The sequence below is a fragment of the Dyadobacter chenwenxiniae genome, from assembly GCF_022869785.1.
In the GTDB taxonomy this organism is placed as follows: Bacteria; Bacteroidota; Bacteroidia; order Cytophagales; family Spirosomataceae; genus Dyadobacter; species Dyadobacter chenwenxiniae.
Genome location: NZ_CP094997.1, coordinates 2,211,676 through 2,231,905, shown reverse-complemented (window position 1 = coordinate 2,231,905; position 20,230 = coordinate 2,211,676). Strand labels below are relative to the sequence as shown.

Annotated in this window: 15 protein-coding genes; 7 read left to right on the top strand and 8 right to left on the bottom strand. The window is 46.0% G+C overall.

Annotated elements, in window-relative coordinates; genetic code table 11:
- The first annotated feature begins 317 nt into the window (after window positions 1–317).
- Both MUK70_RS09205 and MUK70_RS09200 read left to right on the top strand, forming a co-directional pair.
- Window positions 318–3,089 (top strand): bifunctional aconitate hydratase 2/2-methylisocitrate dehydratase, encoded by a 2,772-nt coding sequence (locus tag MUK70_RS09205; protein WP_234656448.1) that lies wholly within the window; start codon window positions 318–320, stop codon window positions 3,087–3,089.
- A gap of 56 nt (window positions 3,090–3,145) precedes the next feature.
- On the top strand, window positions 3,146–5,416 hold the full coding sequence (locus MUK70_RS09200; RefSeq protein ID WP_234656449.1) for an aconitate hydratase: 2,271 nt from the start codon (window positions 3,146–3,148) through the stop codon (window positions 5,414–5,416).
- A 232-nt stretch (window positions 5,417–5,648) separates the two neighbouring features.
- On the opposite strand, the gene lspA is transcribed toward MUK70_RS09200, so the two are convergent.
- Window positions 5,649–6,161, bottom strand: coding sequence for a signal peptidase II (gene lspA / locus MUK70_RS09195; protein ID WP_234656450.1), 513 nt, complete (start codon window positions 6,159–6,161; stop codon window positions 5,649–5,651).
- On the bottom strand, window positions 6,162–6,851 hold the full coding sequence (locus MUK70_RS09190; protein WP_234656451.1) for a 3-keto-disaccharide hydrolase: 690 nt from the start codon (window positions 6,849–6,851) through the stop codon (window positions 6,162–6,164).
- A gap of 136 nt (window positions 6,852–6,987) precedes the next feature.
- On the opposite strand from MUK70_RS09190, the gene MUK70_RS09185 reads away from it, so the two are divergent.
- Complete coding sequence (locus MUK70_RS09185) at window positions 6,988–8,805, top strand: M61 family metallopeptidase (protein WP_234656452.1); 1,818 nt, start codon at window positions 6,988–6,990, stop codon at window positions 8,803–8,805.
- A 64-nt stretch (window positions 8,806–8,869) separates the two neighbouring features.
- Here the strand turns inward: MUK70_RS09185 and MUK70_RS09180 are convergent, their stop codons facing one another.
- The 3 genes from MUK70_RS09180 to MUK70_RS09170 all read right to left on the bottom strand — a co-directional run bounded on the left by MUK70_RS09180 (window position 8,870) and on the right by MUK70_RS09170 (window position 15,466).
- Window positions 8,870–13,207, bottom strand: a complete 4,338-nt coding sequence (locus tag MUK70_RS09180) for a CotH kinase family protein (protein WP_234656453.1) — start codon at window positions 13,205–13,207, stop codon at window positions 8,870–8,872.
- Window positions 13,208–13,439: 232 nt separating this feature from the next.
- Window positions 13,440–14,210 carry a TIGR03915 family putative DNA repair protein gene (locus MUK70_RS09175; protein WP_234656454.1) on the bottom strand — a complete coding sequence of 257 codons (771 nt, stop codon included), beginning with the start codon at window positions 14,208–14,210 and terminating at the stop codon, window positions 13,440–13,442.
- The gene (locus MUK70_RS09170) at window positions 14,210–15,466 is read right to left on the bottom strand and encodes a putative DNA modification/repair radical SAM protein (RefSeq protein ID WP_234656455.1); all 1,257 of its coding nucleotides are present in this window, start codon (window positions 15,464–15,466) and stop codon (window positions 14,210–14,212) included. Before MUK70_RS09170 ends, MUK70_RS09175 begins: the two co-directional genes overlap by 1 nt.
- Window positions 15,467–15,607: 141 nt before the next feature.
- On the opposite strand from MUK70_RS09170, the gene MUK70_RS09165 reads away from it, so the two are divergent.
- Window positions 15,608–16,357 carry a TlpA family protein disulfide reductase gene (locus MUK70_RS09165; protein ID WP_234656456.1) on the top strand — a complete coding sequence of 250 codons (750 nt, stop codon included), beginning with the start codon at window positions 15,608–15,610 and terminating at the stop codon, window positions 16,355–16,357.
- Here MUK70_RS09165 and MUK70_RS09160 read toward each other — a convergent pair whose 3' ends face one another.
- Both MUK70_RS09160 and MUK70_RS09155 read right to left on the bottom strand, forming a co-directional pair.
- Window positions 16,358–16,804 (bottom strand): DUF2059 domain-containing protein, encoded by a 447-nt coding sequence (locus tag MUK70_RS09160; RefSeq protein WP_234656457.1) that lies wholly within the window; start codon window positions 16,802–16,804, stop codon window positions 16,358–16,360.
- 40 nt (window positions 16,805–16,844) lie between these two features.
- A complete protein-coding gene (locus tag MUK70_RS09155; protein ID WP_234656458.1) occupies window positions 16,845–17,645 on the bottom strand; it encodes a GNAT family N-acetyltransferase in 801 nt (266 codons plus the stop codon).
- 110 nt (window positions 17,646–17,755) lie between these two features.
- Between MUK70_RS09155 and MUK70_RS09150 the strand changes: the two genes are divergently transcribed.
- From MUK70_RS09150 to MUK70_RS09140, 3 genes are all read left to right on the top strand, one after another.
- A complete protein-coding gene (locus MUK70_RS09150) occupies window positions 17,756–18,595 on the top strand; it encodes a sulfurtransferase (protein WP_234656459.1) in 840 nt (279 codons plus the stop codon).
- A 459-nt stretch (window positions 18,596–19,054) separates the two neighbouring features.
- Window positions 19,055–19,594, top strand: coding sequence for a YceI family protein (locus MUK70_RS09145; RefSeq protein WP_234656460.1), 540 nt, complete (start codon window positions 19,055–19,057; stop codon window positions 19,592–19,594).
- A gap of 91 nt (window positions 19,595–19,685) precedes the next feature.
- Window positions 19,686–19,964 carry a hypothetical protein gene (locus tag MUK70_RS09140; protein ID WP_234606697.1) on the top strand — a complete coding sequence of 93 codons (279 nt, stop codon included), beginning with the start codon at window positions 19,686–19,688 and terminating at the stop codon, window positions 19,962–19,964.
- Here the strand turns inward: MUK70_RS09140 and MUK70_RS09135 are convergent.
- Window positions 19,961–20,227 carry a hypothetical protein gene (locus MUK70_RS09135; protein WP_234656461.1) on the bottom strand — a complete coding sequence of 89 codons (267 nt, stop codon included), beginning with the start codon at window positions 20,225–20,227 and terminating at the stop codon, window positions 19,961–19,963. The two genes, MUK70_RS09140 and MUK70_RS09135, sit on opposite strands and share 4 nt — an antisense overlap.
- Window positions 20,228–20,230: the final 3 nt, after the last annotated feature.

Below are 20,230 nucleotides of genomic sequence, written 5' to 3'. Positions count from 1 at the left end.
CTTGTAGCACTTTGAATGTCCAAATATAGGGTACAATACTGCAAAAAATCAAAGTGGCGCTGAAAAGGTAATCTAAAATCGCCGATAATGCGGCAGGCCCGGTTCAGGGCTTTTGAAATAATTTCCCAAATATCCGGGCTGTAAGAACAAAAACTTTAAGGGCGAGGTTATTTAAATGCGTCCTTAGTATGTAATGATGCTAAATAGTAATGAAAAGCGGCAGGCAGGCCTCAGCTTATGCCGTAAATTCGTACTTTCGCGTGTTTTAATGATCAAAAATCTTCCACCTAATTGAGGCGTATATTGTATTTTTCACTATGAACATTTATAAGGATTACATCAAGGAAATCGAAGAAAGAGCAGCCCAGGGACTTCATCCTAAGCCGATTGACGGCGCCGAATTGCTGGGAGAAATCATCGCACAAATCAAGGATACGGAAAACGAGTATCGTGAAGATTCTCTTAAATTCTTTATCTACAATACATTACCAGGAACTACAAGTGCTGCGGGTGCAAAAGCCAGATTTCTAAAAGAGATCATCCTTGGTGAATCCCTAGTAGCAGAAATAACACCTGCGTTCGCGTTTGAGTTGTTGTCGCACATGAAAGGCGGTCCTTCCATCGGCGTTTTGCTGGATCTTGCATTAGGGGAAGACTTCTCGATTGCAAAACAAGCTGCCCAGGTGCTGAAAACGCAGGTTTACCTGTATGATGCAGACACGGACCGGCTGAAAGAAGCATTTAAAAATGGCAATGAGATTGCCAGAGAAATCCTTGAAAGCTACGCACGGGGCGAATTCTTTACAAAACTGCCCGAAATTCCAGAAGAAATTAAGATCGTAACGTTCATCGCCGGTGAAGGAGACATCTCAACGGATTTGCTTTCTCCGGGTAATCAGGCGCATTCCCGCTCTGACCGTGAATTGCATGGCCAATGCATGATCACAACTGCGGCACAGAAGCAAATCAAAGCATTGCAGGAAGAACATCCTGGCAAAAGCGTGATGCTGATCGCGGAGAAAGGGACGATGGGCGTGGGTTCATCAAGGATGTCGGGTGTGAACAATGTGGCGCTATGGACCGGGAAACCAGCCAGTCCGTATATACCTTACGTTAACATTGCGCCGATTGTTGGCGGAACAAATGGCATCTCTCCGATTTTCCTTACAACCGTGGATGTTACAGGTGGTATCGGTATTGACTTGAAAAACTGGGTCAAAAAAGTGGATGAAAACGGTAATGTTGTCCGTAACGAAAGCGGTGACCCGGTTTTGGAAGAGGTTTACTCTGTTGCTACGGGCACTGTTTTGACCATTAATACAAAAACAAAAAAGCTTTACAACGGCGAACAGGAACTTATCGATATTTCCAAAGCGCTTACTCCGCAGAAAAGAGAGTTTATCAGGGCCGGCGGATCTTACGCCATTGTTTTTGGTAAAAAAATACAAACGATTGCAGCGAAGATTCTGGGCATTGAACCTACGCTGGTTTTTGCTCCTTCCAAAGAAATTTCGAATGAAGGACAAGGTCTGACAGCAGTTGAAAAAATCTTTAACAGAAATGCAGTTGGTACCACGCCTGGCAAAGTTTTGCATGCCGGTTCAGATGTCCGCGTCGAGGTTAATATCGTCGGTTCGCAGGATACGACGGGGCTTATGACCGCTCAGGAGTTGGAATCAATGGCCGCAACAACGATTTCGCCAATTGTAGACGGTGCATATCAGTCGGGTTGTCATACAGCATCGGTTTGGGATAAAAAAGCGCAGGCCAATATTCCGAAACTGATGAAGTTTATGAATGATTTCGGCTTGATTACTGCGCGTGACCCGAAAGGCGAATATCACTCGATGACTGACGTGATCCACAAAGTGCTTAACGACATTACAATAGACGAGTGGGCGATCATCATCGGCGGCGACTCGCATACGAGAATGTCCAAAGGTGTTGCATTTGGGGCTGACTCTGGAACCGTTGCGATTGCATTGGCTACTGGTGAAGTATCCATGCCGATTCCGGAGTCCGTAAAAGTAACATTCAAGGGTGAAATGAAGGATCACATGGATTTCCGTGATGTGGTGCATGCGACGCAAGCACAGATGCTTCAAAAGTTTGGCGGAGAGAACGTATTCCAGGGCAGGATCATTGAAGTTCACCTCGGAACGCTTCCTGCCGACCAGGCATTCACCTTTACAGACTGGACCGCAGAGATGAAAGCGAAAGCTTCCATCTGTATTTCGGAAGATGATACACTGATTGAATCGCTGGAAATTGCGAAAAAGAGGATCCAGATCATGATCGACAAGGGAATGGAGAACCACAAACAGGTTCTTCAGGGACTGATCAACAAAGCGGATAAGCGGATAGCTGAAATTAAATCAGGCGAAAAGCCAGCTTTGGTGCCTGACGCGAATGCCAAATATTATGCGGAGGTTGTGATCGATCTGGATGCGATCGTAGAGCCCATGATCGCAGATCCGGACGTTAATAATAAAGAAGTGTCCAAACGTTACACCCACGATACGATTCGTCCGCTCTCTTATTATGGAGAGGATAAAAAAGTAGATCTTGGGTTTGTTGGCTCGTGCATGGTTCACAAAGGAGATTTGAAAATTGTTTCTCAAATGCTCCGCAATTTGGAAGAACAGCAAGGTAAGGTCGAATTTTTTGCTCCGCTGGTTGTGGCAGCACCTACTTATAATATTATAGAGGAATTGAAAAAAGAGGGTGACTGGGATGTTTTGCAGAAATACTCTGGTTTCGAATTCGACGACAATGCTCCGAAAGTGGCGGCGCGTACGGAATACGAAAATATGATGTATCTGGAACGCCCGGGCTGTAACCTTTGCATGGGTAATCAGGAGAAAGCGGCCAAAGGAGACACAGTTCTGGCAACCTCAACCCGTCTTTTCCAGGGAAGAGTCGTCGAAGATTCGGAACGTAAAAAAGGAGAGTCTCTGCTGGCATCCACACCCGTTGTTGTTTTGTCTGCAATCCTGGGGCGGATTCCCAATCTGGACGAATATAAAGCGGCTGTGGTAGGCATTGACTTGACCAAGTTTGCGCCGCCTGTGAAACAATTAAGCAGATAATCATTGCTGGTACAATTGTTGACGAGTTAGCATGTATAAGCATTAATTTAATTACTATGGCATTTGACTTAGATATGATTAAGGGCGTTTATGCCCACATGCAGGAAAGGGTAGAAGCGGCCCGTAAAATTGAAGGGCGGCCTTTAACACTGGCTGAAAAGATTTTATATTCCCATTTGTGGGAAGGAACGCCTACCCAGGTATACGAGCGCGGCAAGTCTTATGTGGATTTTGCTCCCGACCGTGTGGCTATGCAGGATGCGACGGCTCAAATGGCGCTTCTGCAATTTATGCAGGCTGGCAGGCCACAGGTTGCCGTTCCTTCGACTGTACACTGCGATCACCTGATCCAGGCAGAAGTTGGTGCAGCCCAGGACTTGAAAAATGCCGTCGACAAGAACAAAGAAGTATATGATTTTCTTTCTTCTGTTTCTAATAAATATGGATTAGGCTTCTGGAAAGCAGGTGCAGGCATCATCCACCAGGTTGTGCTTGAAAACTATGCTTTTCCGGGTGGAATGATGATCGGAACCGATTCACACACGCCTAACGCGGGTGGTTTGGGAATGATTGCGATAGGTGTAGGTGGTGCGGATGCCAGTGATGTAATGTCTGGGCTTGCATGGGAGCTGAAAATGCCCCGTTTGATCGGTGTTAAATTAACCGGAAAGCTGAGCGGTTGGACTGCTGCCAAGGACGTAATTCTTTGGGTTGCAGGCCAGTTAACCGTTAAAGGTGGAACAGGGTACATTGTTGAATATTTTGGGGATGGTGCAGAAAGCATTTCAGCAACCGGAAAAGCGACAATCTGTAACATGGGTGCCGAGATTGGTGCCACAACTTCGATTTTTGCTTATGATGCAAGAAGCGCTGCCTATTTGAGAGCAACGGAGCGTGCTGATATTGCGGAAGCTGCTGATGCTGTTAAAGAACATTTGCGTTCTGATAACGAAGTGTACGCGGATCCTGCAACCTATTTTGATCAATTGATTGAGCTGGATCTTTCTACATTGGAACCGCATGTGAATGGTCCGTTTACGCCCGATCTGGCTTGGCCTCTTTCCAAATTTGCAACTGCGGTGAGAGAAAACGGCTGGCCGGAAGTGCTTTCCGTTGGTCTGATCGGTTCTTGTACGAATTCAAGTTATGAAGATGTAAGCCGTGCAGCTTCACTGGCGCAGCAGGCAGTTGACAAAAAACTGACTGTCAGCTCGGAATATACCATTACGCCAGGCTCTGAGCTCGTTCGCTATACGGTAGAACGTGACGGTTACCTGGATACATTTGCACAAATTGGTGGTGTTGTTTTAGCGAATGCCTGTGGCCCTTGTATCGGTCAGTGGGCGCGTCACGGTGCTGAAAAGGGGGAGAAAAACTCCATCATCACATCATTCAACCGTAACTTCTCAAAACGTGCAGATGGTAACCCCAATACGCACTCGTTCGTAGCATCTCCGGAGATCGTAACGGCACTGGCCATTGCAGGTCGTCTGACATTTGATCCGCGTAAGGACAAGCTGGTAAATTCGGAGGGCATTGAAGTAATGTTGGATGAGCCAAGTGGACTGGAACTGCCAATCAAAGGGTATGCAGTGGAAGATGCTGGTTATCAGGCCCCTGCGGAGGACCCAAGTCAGGTTCAGGTGTTGGTAAGCCCAACTTCCGATCGTCTGCAGTTACTGGCGCCCTTTCCTGCGTGGGAAGGAACAGATCTGAAAGGATTGAAACTTCTGATCAAGGCAAAAGGTAAATGTACGACTGACCACATTTCAATGGCAGGCCCCTGGCTGAAATACCGCGGCCACCTTGACAATATTTCCAACAATATGCTGATTGGTGCGGTTAACTACTATAATGAGAAAACCAACACCATTAAAAACCAGTTGACTAACCAATATGCAGAAGTTCCCGCAGTGCAGCGTGATTACAAAGCACATGGCATCGGAACGATTGTGGTGGGAGACGAAAACTATGGGGAAGGATCATCCCGCGAACATGCAGCGATGGAGCCCCGTTTCTTAGGCGTTCGTGCCATTTTGACTAAATCATTTGCACGTATCCACGAAACGAACCTCAAAAAGCAGGGAATGCTGGCTTTGACATTTGCAAATACTGCCGATTACGACAAGATCCAGGAAGATGATTCCATCGACATCCTGGGCCTCGAAACGTTCGCAGAAGGTCAGCCGCTAACGATCGTTTTGCACCACGTTGATGGCACAAATGAAGAGTTCCCCGTTAACCATACATACAATGAGCAGCAAATCGAATGGTTCAAAGCAGGTTCCGCATTGAATATTATTCGTAAATCGGTTGGAGCGGCGTAGTAGTGTAATGCCAAATCGCAGAGCGATACAACATTGGTATCCACCAAGCAATATTGATCATCGAAGAAGAAAAATCCCGGAGGGATGTAACGACATATACGACGTTACATCCCTCCGGGATTTTATTTAACATTCGGGCCAATTATTTCTACCAATATGATATCCCTCCGGGATTTGGATTGTCATCTACTTTACCGACATAATATCCTTTCGGGACTTACTTAAAATAGAATTAACCCAACATCCTGGCCTTTTGCCTTGTGTAGGACTGAATAAAAAAGATGAGCATTCCGGTCATGATTGATACGTCTGCCATGTTGAAAATGCCGGTTTGAAAAAACCCGAAATTAATGTGCAGAAAATCGGTAACAGAGCCGTGGACGAGCCTGTCATAAATGTTGCCGATCCCACCGCCAATCGCGAAGCTTAACGCCAGCGCGCTTAGTAAGGTAAGATTCTTTTTTAACAGAATATAGGCAATGCCAAAGCACAGTGCGATCAGTGGAATGATGGAAAGCAGGACGACCTTCAATGTGTGAGGCAACGAACTTCCCAGGCTTAAAAAAGCACCCGTGTTTTCGACATAAGTGATCGTCACAACGTCTTCGATAACGCTGATTGTCTGATAAAAACCAACGTTCTTTCGGATAACATTCTTCGATATCTGGTCACAGCCGATATTGAAAATGAGGATGATGACAATAGCAATATTCCTGATCAGCCGATCCGATTTTATTTCAAACATTTATTTTGACAAAGTTTTAATAGATGCAACTTTCACCTCCTTGAACTCAACTTCCGATCCCTCCGCCTGCAAGGCAATCTGACCTTTCTGCGCTGTTGCATTATAACCATAATTAACCATCACTCCGTTCAACCACACCTTAATTGAATTTTTTACACATTCGATCGTCATCGAATTCCACTCACCGAGCGGCTTTTCAGTTCCGTCGGTCAGGTTAGGGATTCTTCTTAATTTGTCGCCGTTGACGCCCCACTTTTCTTTCGGGCCGCGTCTTTTTTCCATATCCGGCACGGTAATGTCTTCCTGGATGCACCAAAAATCACCTGCGTTCTGGTTCATCATTTGCACTTCAATGGATTTTGGGAACATTTCATAAAGCGCTCGGGGCGTAGAAACGAAGACTAGCGCACCGCAGTTGCCAGGCTTACCAGCGAAGCGATACTGGAATGTGAAACGGAAGTTTTCGTACTGGTCGTCGGTTATTAAATGGCCTCCCGGCGTCCCCAGGCTCACCAGCAATCCGTTACGCACAATGAATGGCGTTTTCAGGGCCGGGTCTTTGTCCATATCAGGAACATCTGTATGCCAGCCTTTCAGATCCTTGCCATTGAATAGTGATTTGGTCTGGGCTTGGGATTGTTGTGAAATACTAAACAAAAGCAGGCATAAGGTTAAAAGTCTTTGTCTCATCAATAAGGTTATTTCAGGTTTAAGTATTGTTTAGAACGGAAAAATTAAGCATTTATCTGCTGAGTGCAATCACACCCATATTAAATGTAGGAGATTAAGATTAAATTGACCGCTTCCATTCCGAATCATCGATGCTATGAAAAAACTTTTTTACCTATCCGCTTTTCAGCTATTTGCTGGATACGCCTTTGCACAAAAGATCAATTATGAAGTATCGTTTCCGAATCTTGTCCACCACGAAGCCAATATAGCTGTAATTGTAAGCGACGCGCCGCAGAAGGAGCTGACGTTCCGCATGAGCCGCTCTTCCCCCGGCCGCTATGCCACGCACGAGTATGGAAAGAACGTTTATGATGTAAAGGCATTTGACAAGGCGGGCCGGGAGGTTGCGGTGGAGCGTGTGGACGGCGACGTTTATAAAGTGACGGGGTTAAACGGTTTTGTAAAAATGCAATACACGCTTTACGCTAACCATGCCGATGGAACTTATGCGGGTTTGGATCAAAACAGCGTCCATTTGAATGCTCCGGCAACTTTTATGTGGGTAAAGGAATTACAAAATACGCCAATAGAAGTAAAATTCGATGTGCCGAAGGACGGCAGCTGGACCATTGCAACCCAGCTTAAACCCGGCCCACAGCCCAATACATTCAGCGCGTCGGATCTGCAATATTTTATGGACTCGCCAATTAAAATCGGCAAGTTGGCCATCAAGGAGTGGACATTGAACAATCCGGACAAGAAGCCTGCTAAATTTAGGCTTGCGCTTGAAGTAACCGGAAGCGAATCGCTGGCAGACGATTTTGCCGCAAAAGTGAAGCGGGTAACGCAGGAAAGCCAGATAGTTTTTGGAGCATTTCCGGCATTTGATTTTGGTCAATATACTTTTCTGGCCAGCATTAATCCCTATGTAAAAGGCGATGGCATGGAGCACCGTAACAGCACAATGATCTCGATTCCTGTGGCGTTTGATGGGTCCAGCAATCTGTTAGGCGTTTTCTCCCATGAATTTTTCCATGCCTGGAATGTAGAGCGCATCCGTCCTAAAACGCTTGAACCGTTCAATTTCGAGAAAAGCAATATGAGCTTTGAGCTTTGGTTTGCCGAGGGATTCACGCAATATTACGGCGAGTTGATTTTGGCACGCGCAGGTTTTGAGTCACCGGAAGATTATTGTCAGACATTAAGTTTCTTGATAAATACAAAGGAAAATACAACCGGTGCAAAAAGGATTTCCCCTGTTCAGGCTAGTTGCAACGCTGTTTTTGTGGACGCCGGCGTTTCGATCGATAAGACCAATTATCCTAACATTTACACCTCGTACTATCCCTATGGCGCGTCCATTGCACTTGCGCTCGATCTGCAATTGCGTGCACGAGGATTAACATTAGACGGCTATATGCAGGCTGTCTGGCAGAAACACGGGGAGCCGGAAGTGCCTTATCAGGTGGGCGATTTGCAGAATGTGCTGGTTGCTTACAGTAAAGATCAAGCTTTTGCAGAAGGGTTTTTTGCCAAATATGTGAATGGTCACGAATCGTTCGACTATGCTCCTTTACTGCAAATGGCCGGATTGACATTGAAAAAACAGTTTGAAGGCAAAGCATGGATTGGAGATGTTAAATATAAGGAAGGAACGGAACTTACCATTCTAGCCAACACCATTATAGATTCACCATTGTATGTTGCCGGATTGGACATTGACGACCAAATACTGAAATTGGATGGAAAATCTGTGGCGACACAGGCCGAGTTGAATGCTATTTTGAATGCGCATAAGCCGGGCGAGCACATTCCTATTGAATATCGCCACCGCGAGGAGACAAAAATGGGGATGCTAATCCTGAAAGAAAATCCGAAATGGATTGTCAAAATGAATGAAAGTGCAGACTTGCCTGTGACGGAGGAAATGAAGAAATTTCGTAAAGATTGGCTGGGCAGTAAAATCAAATGATACATGAATGATAAAGCAGCCAAGCCGGGGCATTGCTCCGGCTTGGCTGCTTTATCATTCTCAACTATTGCCCTATCAACAGCTTTTTAACCTCCGTGGTTTTGCCATTTTTGATCTGTATTAAATAAATGCCGGACGGAACATTCGGAAGCTTGATCTGCTCATCGTGCGCGCCGTTTCCTTTCACTTTTGAAGTATGCCAAACCCTGCCGCGAATGTCCGTCACCGTAATGGTTCCTTCGTTGCCATCGGATAAGCTGAACTTCGCATTGAATTCACCCGGCGATGGATTCGGGAAGACTTTCAGGCTTTCGTCCGGCGCCGCTGGCCCGAATAATTTTTCAGGTGCACCCATTCTGGCGTTATTTGACCCGGTGCCCGACACGCAAAGCTTATCCTGCCTGATACTTGGACCACTCAATCCCTGAATGCGGACAGTGTTGTTACCAGCGGCAAGCGTTACATTGAAGACTTCCTCACGGAACACAATGTTCCAGGTGTATGTGGCAGTCACATTAACCAAGGCAATTGCTGTATTCCCATTCACCGAGATAGCAATGTTCGGGTTCGAACTCGCGGAATAACGCAATTTCAGTTGGTAAACCCCGGCATTTGGTACCCCATTGACCGCATAGTCTACGTAGTGATTGTAATCCTCTTTCGCGCCTCTTGTGCTGCCATTGGATGCATTCGGGTCGCCCGTTATCGCACCATTACCACTCTGACTTTCAGATTCAAGACAGAGACTGAAATTGCCGCCAACGGGTGGATTGCAATTGGTAATGTTCAGGGTTACCGTTGCTGTTTTATCCACGCATCCGCTTTTGGAAGCCTTTACGGTGTAAGTGTAAGAACCGTTCGCACCGGGTGCAGTAATGTTGATTGAGCTTCCGGTTTGGTTGATGCCATTGCCAGTCCATGTGTAAATGACGCCTGCGCAATCGGCTCCTGTGCAGCCGGACGATAAGGTTACATTTGCTGAACAAGCCGGGCTGTTGTTGGAAGCAGTTGCGGTAATGTCAAATGCGCAACTTGGTTGTGAGTTTGACACCTGGATAGTCACATTCACTGTCTTATTCGCACAGCCGTTTTTGGTAGCGGTAAGCGTGTAAGTGTAACTTCCGGGCGCAGATGGCGCATTAATATTGGCCGTAGAGCCGGAGGCGTTGGCGCCATTGCCCGTCCAGGCATACGCAACACTTCCGCAATCCCCGCCTGTGCAGTTGGCATTAAAACTGATCTGCTCCTGCGGTGCATATGTTGCTTTATTAGCACTCGGTGCAATGTTGAAATTACAGGTCGGCTCCTGCGGATTCTGACCTCCCGGACCTGTCACGCATATTTTGTCCTGGCGGATGCTGTATCCGGGCAGTCCCTGGATCCTGAGCGTGTTGTTGCCCTGGTTCAGCGTGACATTAAATGTTTCCTCACGCCAGACAATGTTCCAGGAATAAGTTGGAGGGAAATTGGCGGATGGTAACACCACATTTCCATTGACAGAAAAGCTCGCCTGTGCAGCGCCATTGGCATAATACCGAACCTTCACCTGATGCGTTCCAGTGGCTTTTACGCCATTGACGGCATAATCGACATAGTGGTTGTAATTGTCTTTCTCACCTCTCGTGCTGCCATTGGAAGCATTCGGGTCGCCGGTTATAGCACCGTTTCCGCTTTGACTTTCAGCTTCCAGACATGCGCTGAAAGGATCATTGCCAACGGGAGGATTGCAGTTGGTAATGTTCAGGGTTACCGTTGCTGTTTTATCCGCGCACCCGCTTTTGGAAGCTTTTACGGTGTAAGTGTAGGAACCATTGGCACCGGGTGCAGTAATGTTGATTGAGCTTCCGGTTTGGTTGATGCCATTGCCGGTCCATGTGTAGATGACGCCTGCGCAATCCGCTCCTGTGCAGCCGGATGATAATGTGACATTCGCAGAGCAAGCCGGGCTGGTGTTGGAAGCAGTGGCGGTAATGTCAAATGCGCAACTTGGTTGTGAGTTTGCCACCTGGATAATCACATTCACTGTCTTATTCGCGCAGCCGTTTTTAGTAGCGGTAAGCGTGTAAGTGTAACTTCCGGGCGCAGATGGCGCATTGATATTGGCCGTAGAACCGGAGGCGTTGGCTCCATTGCCCGTCCAGGCATACGTAACACTTCCGCAATCCCCGCCTGTGCAATTGGCATTAAAACTGATCTGCTCCTGCGGTGCATATGTTGCTTTATTAGCACTCGGTGCAATGTTGAAATTACAGGTCGGCTCCTGCGGATTCTGACCTCCCGGGCCTGTCACGCATATTTTGTCCTGGCGGATGCTGTATCCGGACAGTCCCTGGATCCTGAGCGTGTTGTTGCCCTGGTTCAGCGTTACATTGAATGTTTCCTCACGCCAGACAATGTTCCAGGAATAAGTTGGAGGGAAATTGGCGGATGGCAACACCACACTTCCATTGACAGAAAAGCTCGCCTGTGCAGCGCCATTGGCATAGTACCGAACCTTCACCTGATGCGTTCCAGTGACTTTTACGCCATTGACGGCATAATCGACATAGTGATTGTAATTGTCTTTCTCACCTCTGGTGCTGCCATTGGAAGCATTCGGGTCGCCGGTTATAGCACCGTTCCCGCTTTGATTTTCAGCTTCAAAACATGCGCTGAAAGGATCATTGCCAACGGGTGGATTGCAATTGGTAATGTTCAGGGTTACCGTTGCTGTTTTATCTGCGCATCCGCTTTTGGAAGCTTTTACGGTGTACGTGTAAGAACCGTTCGCACCAGGTGCAGTAATATTGATTGAGCTTCCGGTTTGATTGATGCCATTGCCGCTCCATGTGTAAATGACGCCTGCGCAATCGGCTCCTGTGCAGCCTGATGATAAGGTTACATTTGCTGAGCAAGCCGGGCTGGTGTTGGAAGCAGTTGCGGTAATGTCAAATGCGCAGGATGACTGGCCATTGCAGCCACCATCCATCATGGGGCAGAAATAAGTGTCCAGCCAGGCCAAACGCTGTGTAATGTAATTGTTCACATATGCCAGTCCGCCTGACCGGTTGGCACCGCCATAATTGTCTTGTGAAACCGCAGCATCACGCTCGTAGATAAGATTGGAATTCAGTAAATTATAATTCGTCTGGAAGCGGTTTTTGAGGTTTGCTTCTGCCAGTAAATTTTGTCTGAGCTGAAAGTAACGTGTTGCGAGTTTATTTTTGAAACCGTCAGGATTGGTGCGAAAGAGTTTTTTGAATAATCCGTTTTGCCTGTCGCCCTGCGTTTTGTTGCTTCGAACCCCGTCCGGGAAATACCCCCAGGCTCCATCAAGGTCCCACGGCACGAAAAACCAGGGCTGTCCCTGATCGTATCGGCCGATGAAGTAGTTCTTCTCCATATTATCCTCGACCGACAGCAGGTTTAAAAATATAAAATAGTCGATCACATTTTCCTGCTTAAACAGGTTCCAGATATTCGCCTTAAAGTCAGCATCTGATGACTCAATAACTGCTTTTAAAAGGTTGTGATGATTATTCCAATCGCTGTAATCCGGATATTCCAGTTCCCAGCTCTGCCAATCTTCGGCCCCCGGCGCGGGCTTAGCCACACCAATTCCTTCCCAGGCTGCTGAAAGCGACCAGTCGTCCGCCTTGAACAATTCACCTCTCGTTACGTCACCATCATTCTTTTTCAGCTGCAACTGCTTACGGTCCATATCTTCACCAATCATATAAACTCCTTTATATGACTTGTTCATAAAAACCTCCACATATTTAGTACGGATGGAAGAGACTGCGGAGGGTTCGGACGCGGCGTAATACAGCTTGTGCATATCAATCCAGAGGTTATGGGAAACATTATTTGTGGATCTCAATTCCTCGTTCCACATCCCGAAAAACAGCCAGCGCTTATCGCTTCTCAAACCCAGGATGGATTGATCCTTGTTTTTGCCTTGCGCATCTTTGAACTGCACCCGATAATTTTTCTTCGGGAAGAACGATGAACTGTTACCCCGAATACGTATCGCCATGTTGGATACAAGCGGACTTGTTGTCGGCTCTGCGATTGATATTCCGCCAGGAATCTCCTCTTCCAGGTTGATTTGGGACGGATCAGGCACTTCCAGATTTACCAGCGGCAGCTGGGTAAAATATAAGGAGTATTGCTGCCCGTCATTGGTGATCAGGTATTTAACCCCGTATGAGAGGGTCGTGACGTTTCCGGCGAAGGTGAAAACCTTTGAGCCAAACTGCATTTGGATGGGTGAGCCGGTAATTTGCGAGGGAATTGGAAGCTGATTGCAAACGATCATCTTGCGCCCCTCATCAACATAGAATCGGTAATTGTCGGCGGGGATTTGAGCTTGGGCGCATAAACATTGCAGCCAAAGAATTGTCAGGTAAAGGAGGTTTCTCATGACGTAGAATTTAAGTGTGACAAACACTACCCAATATCCGGAGAGTGCATTTCAAACTTAATATATTTATACGCCACAACCTTACCGTATAATAACTGAAACCTACCGAAGAATTATCAAAATTCGCTCAAAGTGAACATGTTATAGAAGTATTTTAGCTAATTGTGTAGAATAGGTTAAGGTAGCATAAAATATGTATTCCGGCCCAGTACATCCTGCCTATTTTGACCGTTCATGATTGCTTTTCGGAAAGATATTTCCAATAACGCTTGGGCACGTGGCGAATGTGGAGCTTCATGTTTTTTCGTGCCGGAATATTGACGCTCCGGAAGTAATCTTTCCAAAGCAAAGCGTACAATTCTTCTTTCGGATCCAGGACGTTTACGGGAAGCGCATTGAGTGCGGGAGACATCTCAGCGGTGAAGTCAAAAGTGATTTCCTCTACTTTTTGCAAATCATAATACAACCCATACTTTCTCTTCAAATCGTAGATAATCCATTTTTGGTCGGCATAGCGATTTTTAAAATGATCAATGAGTAATGGCAGGACATTGAAATCCGGCTCAATGTGTGCGTAGAAAATCTCATCTGCGGTTTTCTGAAAACGTATAAATGCCTCCATCCGGTGCTTTTCACGATGCACTTTGTGGCTCATCTGAGAAATTTCTAGCACATAGCGATTCCCAAAATTAGCTTCCGCTCCCGGCGGATTATCAATGATGTACCGTATAAATCCGAACAGATCCTGAAAAGCCGCAGGTTGCTCGGAAAGGTAGGTTTTGTAAATCGACTTCATCCAATTGCTGTCCAGCTTTTTGGCCAAACCTTTCCATACCCGATTCGCTTTGGCGTCATCGCTTACGACCTGAAATGCTTCTTTGAAGACATCAGGGACATAATGCACCTTGCTGACGATTTTTACATCCTCAGACTTCTTCTGATAACAATCAAAAACAGCAGTCAGCAAACCCTCCAGACTCCCGTCAAACACAAATATTTCCATTAAAAGATAGAAAGCTGGTTTTTGGGGACCTTGGTGTATTTACTGCTGCTTTCGGACAAAATCACCGCTTTGATGTGTCCCGCCTCATAATCCCTGAGCTGCATGGGACTATCGGCATATCGTATAAAATGCCTGGCCTTGTTGAACGAAATCCCGATTTTTTTTAATTGATCCTGATGTAATCTGCCAAATTTTCTTGCCTGGACAATTTTGAGCGCAGAAGCAACGCCTATGCCAGGCACACGCATGATCATCTTATAATCAGCCGTGTTTACATCAATGGGGAAATGTTCAAGATTTCGGAGGGCCCAACTTAATTTAGGATCAACGTCAACGTCCAGATTAGGATGGGCATCGTTCAGGATCTCTTTAATGTCAAAGCCGTAAAAACGCATAAGCCAGTCCGTTTGATACAAACGATTTTCTCTGATTAACGGCGGTTGTGAGCCTATAACGGGCAATCGGGAATCATTGCTGATGGGAATGTAGCCAGAATAATAGACCCTTTTGAGTGAAAAATCCTTATAGAAAGTATTGGCCATATGCATGATTTCCTTATCGGATTCCGGGGTTGCACCAATGACCATTTGCGTGCTCTGGCCGGCCGGAACAAATTTCGGAACCGCCTTGATAAGCGCTTTCTCGCTTGAAAATTGCGTAATGGTTTGCTGAATATAATGCAGCGGCTTTTTCACATCATCATGCGATTTTTCCGGGGCCAGTAACTTCAAGCCGGTCTCGGTAGGCATTTCCAGATTAATGCTCATCCGGTCGGCATAGAGGCCCGCCTCTTTCAACAATTCTTCGCTCGCACCTGGGATTGTTTTCAGGTGAATGTATCCGTTAAAGCGCTGTTCATTTCGCAACTTTTTTACGATCCTGACAAGGCGCTCCATCGTGTAATCGGCGTTTTTGAAGATGCCCGAACTCAGGAAAAGCCCTTCGATATAATTGCGGCGGTAAAAATTCATCGTCAGCTCAACGACTTCATCAACCGTAAAGGCTGCGCGTTTGATATCATTGCTTCGGCGCGAAACGCAAAATGCGCAGTCGTAGATGCAATGATTGGTCAACAGGATTTTTAGCAGTGAAACACAACGGCCGTCCTCTGTATAGGTGTGACAAATTCCCGTTCCCTCCGCATCTCCCAAACCCTTATTTTCATTCTTTCTATTACTGCCACTGGATGAACAAGATACGTCATACTTTGCAGCGTCAGCCAAAATTTCCAACTTCTCACGAATCCTCTCGAACATACATTTTTTTCAATAAGTTGTCCTGCACTAAAATATTGTGAAGCACTAACCAGTTATAACAACGATATTTGCGTTACGATAGTGCAATATAGTATCAAAACTTTGATACTAACAGAATCTTAAATAATAAAACCGTTCCAGATGAATTTCGGTCGTACTGAGATTTTTTTATCCATTTTTTTCGCGACAATTTGCTCTTTCGCATACGCTCAGCCGGAAGAGCCCAAAGTAACCCGCTACAATGGAAAGGTGAGCCAGAAGATCGTCATGACAAAGGATTCGCCCATTTTCGACCGCTCTACAGGCAAGCGGATCAGTTATGCGGTCTATGACGAAATGCTTCGGAAAAATCCCGGACTGTACAGAACACAGCCTATTTTTGACAAATTTGGTAAGGCTTCGTCTTTTGAAATTGTAAAGAAAAGCCAGCTTCTGATCCAGGATAATGGTTCCGTCATGCAAAATTCCGATCTGATGCCGGAAGTAGGGGAGCCGTTGCCTCCTTTTGTAATGCAAGGGCTGGACGGGAAGGAATATAATTCGGAAAAATTGCGTGGCAAATATGTTTTGCTGGGGTTTTGGGTCAAATTTGAAAAACCGCTTTATACGCTTGCCAGCACAAAAGTGATCTCTGATTTTGTCGAGGAAAATCGTAAAAAAGGAATTGAGATCGTTTCCTTGGGCACCACTTTAAATACCGAAGATGAATGTCTGGATGCGATCCCGAAACGGAATTGCGGTTTCGTTCCCGTTCCGGAATCGTATGGTTTTAACCAGCGCTACAAGATCAGTGAAACTCCTTATTTTATATTACTGGATAAAAAAGGCAACATCAGAGCCATGGCGCCGCACACGGAGTTCTCTGCGATCAGTGACTTGGTTTTGAGATAGTTAGTAACCCTTCGCTTTGAGCTTTTCCTGAAATTCATTTGCGATTTTCATTCCCCACTGCTGGCCAACCTGCATGGATTCCTGCATAATGGCAGGCGTTTTAGCGGCATATTTAACACCAATGGGTGTTTGGTAAAATGCGATGAGCTGCTGTAGATCGTCTTGGGAGAGGCTCTTTGAATAAACGGGCTCCAGCATATTCACAAGATCGTCCAGCGAGGTTTTCAGAAACTCACCTTGAAATTGCTGCCAGATACTGTCCGGAACGGTTGTTTTTTGCTGCTTGAACATGGTAAACATTTGCTCGATAGCCACTTTGTAAGACTTCTCCGAGCCGGACACTTCGAACATTTTCTTCAATTTCGCCTTGTACTCCGGGTTGCCTTGTGCATTCGAAAATGCAACACAGGTCAAAATGAGCATCATTGTACACGTGAATTTTTTCATCGTTTCTAGTTATTGTTTGATTAAATGATTTTCAACTTGGTTACCCTAATTGCCCGCTGATCCGGTTATAGATGCCGGTTGCATGCCATGCTCGTTTTTCTCCGAGAACCATCCTCCGCGAAATCTTGTAAAATTGAAAGTGGTGCCCTTGAAGGCAATCAATCGCAAACTCGTTACCGGTCGGCACGACCGCCGCGGTCTCGTCCATGGCCCGGCGCTTGATCAAAGCCGCCCCCGCCGCTTCCGAAACGGCAATTATAGGCCCATCGCCCCATCCCGGAATGTAAAATCCCTGAACTTGCGAATCCACAACATATAATAGAGCGGATTTTATAAAATCGGAGATAACACCGCTGCGATCTTCTCCTGAAACCTGCGCATCAACGTTATAGATCTGGTTCAGATAATGTTCCTCATATGGCACAATGTGCTCAGAAAACGAAGTTACGGGCGCACCACCGGTGCTGCGCATATGCGTATAGGTCGTTTCCTCCTCGAACCCCAATTTCGCGTAAACGGGAAAGCCATATTCGGTGGCATCCAGATAAATGGTTTTGTATTTAGCCCGGTCAATATTTGCAATCAGATCCTGCGTAATGGCATTGCCAAGTCCTTTTTTCCGATGGCCTTCATGCACTACTATGCACGCAAGCCACACCGTATCTGCATGCATGATGGAAGTGCCAATGGCAATGAGTTCACCATTTTCGGAAATTTTAATCGGATGGCAATGCGGTGAAGCGATGAAATATTCGAAACGAGGGACTAAATTGCCCCAGTCAGCGGGCTGCATGGCAGGCAGTTGCACCAGGTCGGCTGTAATAAACTCAGAACTCTTCATGTAAGGCTAATCATGCTTTCTAATTGCTAAATACTTAAAATTATGCTTCAAACTTACTGCTGGCGCTAAATATTTATATTTTTATCCATCAATTCCAAAATCCTCATCCTATGGAAATCATTCAAGCCGCAGCTGTCAGACAGCTTCTCGAAGATCAAAAAGCAATTATTGTGGATGCCCGGGGTGGTCCAGATGCATTTGAACGGTTTCACTCGGCGCACATTGAAAATGCCCTTTTCGTGAATCTGGAAACAGACCTTTCTGTTAAAACAGATAATGCTGCGCACGGCGGTCGGCATCCGTTGCCCGCCCCCAAAACTTTTGGAGAACTGTTAGGAAAATTGGGGATCACAGCGGATTCAACGGTTGTCGTCTATGATGATAAGAAAGGCGCAAATGCTGCTGCTCGTTTTTGGTGGATGCTTAAAGCGGCTGGCCATGACAAGGTTTTCGTAGTGAGCGGGGGAATTGAAGCTTTGCAAAAAGTTGGTTTCAGCATTTCAAAAGAAACCCCGCCAAAACCAGATGCCGCTCCGCATTACGAGTTTGTGGATTATCAGTTGCCTTATGCAGATGCCGATCAGGTCGAGGAAGCAGCGGGCAACCCGGATTTTCTTGTCATCGATGTGCGCGAAAATTACCGGTTTGTGGGTGAAAGCGAGCCGATCGATTTGGTTGCCGGACATATTCCGGGCGCTGTAAATATTCCGTTTGCGGGCAACCTGGATAAGGACGGTAACTTCTTATCCAGTGAGGAATTAGCAGAAAAATACAAAAGTGCATTAGGCCAGCGTGACCCGAAGCACGTGATTGTGCATTGCGGGTCCGGTGTAACTGCTTGTCATACGCTATTGGCGCTCGCTGACGCAGGCCTGGAAGGGGCAGCCCTCTACGTCGGTTCGTGGAGCGAATGGTCACGGAACGACCGCCCCGTTGCAACTGGGAATTGAATTTGCAGGCTATCGAGTGGCCTGCAAATTTGAGTATGGGATCGAAAGCTCAGCCTTGAATCTGCATTCAAGGTTTATATACTATTGCTCCGTAAAACGAATTAGAGGCCTAGAAAAGGCAGCTACATAAAATCGGATCAAGGCTTTGCCAAGAGGGCTTTGAGGCAAATACTTTGTCGCCGTTCAATAACTCAAAATGGCTTCATATAGCGAAACGAGCTATTTTCGTGCTAGTTAAAAGTCGAAATGAACTTATAAATTCATGACAGTTGAGCCGCATTTGCTTATCAGATGCATACATGGTTTAGAAAATCCGCTAACTGTGGAAGAAGTGGCTCACATGCTGGGATATGAGCATGCCCACCGTCTTTCGGAAGCTTTTAAAAAACACCATAATGCAAGTCCATCGAAAATATAAAAGCAATAAACGCTCCGCGTTTATTAAGCCATTTTGAAATTATGTTTCGGAAATACAAGCTCCTTGCGTTAATCGCGATCTCTATATTAAGCTCATTTACATTCCTTTTTATTGCCGATTGGGAAATTAGCAAAGGTTACACCATTCATTTTGATGGGAAATATGCAAAAGGATCTTTCTCCGACCTCAGCGGATTAATCACCTTTGACCCTGAAAACCCCGGTGCAGCGGCGTTTGATGTATCAGTAAAAGTGGCCTCCATTGAAACGGGGAATGATCTAAAAAACAAACACGCAAAAAGTGATAAGTGGTTTGATGCTGAGCACTTTCCGGAAATACGTTTCACCTCGTCCAAGGTGACCAGGATCGACTCCGCCTATATGGTGATAGGAATGTTGGAGCTCCGGGGAATCAAAAAAGAAATTGCAATTCCGTTCACATTCAGGCCGGAAGGAGGCGGGTCGCACTTTTATGGGAAATTTAAAGTCAACCGGGGGGATTTCGGGATTGGTAAAACCAATGGTAAGGACTCAGATTCTACACTGGTTGAGGTGTCCGTGCCTGTGATGTCAAAAAACTGACCGATTTTTAAACGAAAGCTTACAGCAAAATCCGCGAGGATTATTTGGTATGATATTTTTTTAGGTAAATAGTAACAATTTATTAACAGCCATGAAGAATCACATTGAGTGCCATTATAAAGACGGGGCACTGGTTTTTTGCACCACACACGGTTATTCTTATAGTAGAGCGCACGAAATACTGGACGTATTTAATGTGCTGGGTTTAGTCTCCAAGCTGCGCAACAAATCATCCGATCTTTTCTGGGTTGTAGGCCGGTTACATGTCGACTATGATCCGTTCCAACACGAGCCGGAGAAGTGGAATCAGGTAGTTTCTGAATTGGTCCGCAACAAAACTTTTCTGGAAGAAAAGCTTGAAGCATTTTAGCGTTTATTGAGCTCTTCCAGCTGTTTTATTAACTCGTTCAAGTCTTGCTCTGCGGCTTTCAGTGATTTTACATCATCGGTTTCCACCACATTTTCCGCAGGATCATCAAAGTTTTTTGCTTCCTCCATAGTCTCAGGATTTTCCCGGTTTTCCGGTGAAAATTCTGTGGTTAGATCAATGTTTGTCCGCTCAAATTCGATTTGCTGACGTTTTGAAAGGATCTTTTCTTCCAATTCTCTTTTATTGACTTCTGAATTATTCATGCC

Coding starts and splice junctions, on each gene's coding strand:
- MUK70_RS09190 (WP_234656451.1), bottom strand. CDS start 6,851: ATGAGACAAAGACTTTTAACCTTATGCCTGCTTTTGTTTAGTATTTCA.
- MUK70_RS09205 (WP_234656448.1), top strand. CDS start 318: ATGAACATTTATAAGGATTACATCAAGGAAATCGAAGAAAGAGCAGCC.
- MUK70_RS09150 (WP_234656459.1), top strand. CDS start 17,756: ATGGAAATCATTCAAGCCGCAGCTGTCAGACAGCTTCTCGAAGATCAA.
- MUK70_RS09200 (WP_234656449.1), top strand. CDS start 3,146: ATGGCATTTGACTTAGATATGATTAAGGGCGTTTATGCCCACATGCAG.
- MUK70_RS09165 (WP_234656456.1), top strand. CDS start 15,608: ATGAATTTCGGTCGTACTGAGATTTTTTTATCCATTTTTTTCGCGACA.
- MUK70_RS09170 (WP_234656455.1), bottom strand. CDS start 15,466: ATGTTCGAGAGGATTCGTGAGAAGTTGGAAATTTTGGCTGACGCTGCA.
- lspA (WP_234656450.1), bottom strand. CDS start 6,161: ATGTTTGAAATAAAATCGGATCGGCTGATCAGGAATATTGCTATTGTC.
- MUK70_RS09135 (WP_234656461.1), bottom strand. CDS start 20,227: ATGAATAATTCAGAAGTCAATAAAAGAGAATTGGAAGAAAAGATCCTT.
- MUK70_RS09185 (WP_234656452.1), top strand. CDS start 6,988: ATGAAAAAACTTTTTTACCTATCCGCTTTTCAGCTATTTGCTGGATAC.
- MUK70_RS09160 (WP_234656457.1), bottom strand. CDS start 16,804: ATGAAAAAATTCACGTGTACAATGATGCTCATTTTGACCTGTGTTGCA.
- MUK70_RS09175 (WP_234656454.1), bottom strand. CDS start 14,210: ATGGAAATATTTGTGTTTGACGGGAGTCTGGAGGGTTTGCTGACTGCT.
- MUK70_RS09155 (WP_234656458.1), bottom strand. CDS start 17,645: ATGAAGAGTTCTGAGTTTATTACAGCCGACCTGGTGCAACTGCCTGCC.
- MUK70_RS09140 (WP_234606697.1), top strand. CDS start 19,686: ATGAAGAATCACATTGAGTGCCATTATAAAGACGGGGCACTGGTTTTT.
- MUK70_RS09145 (WP_234656460.1), top strand. CDS start 19,055: ATGTTTCGGAAATACAAGCTCCTTGCGTTAATCGCGATCTCTATATTA.
- MUK70_RS09180 (WP_234656453.1), bottom strand. CDS start 13,207: ATGAGAAACCTCCTTTACCTGACAATTCTTTGGCTGCAATGTTTATGC.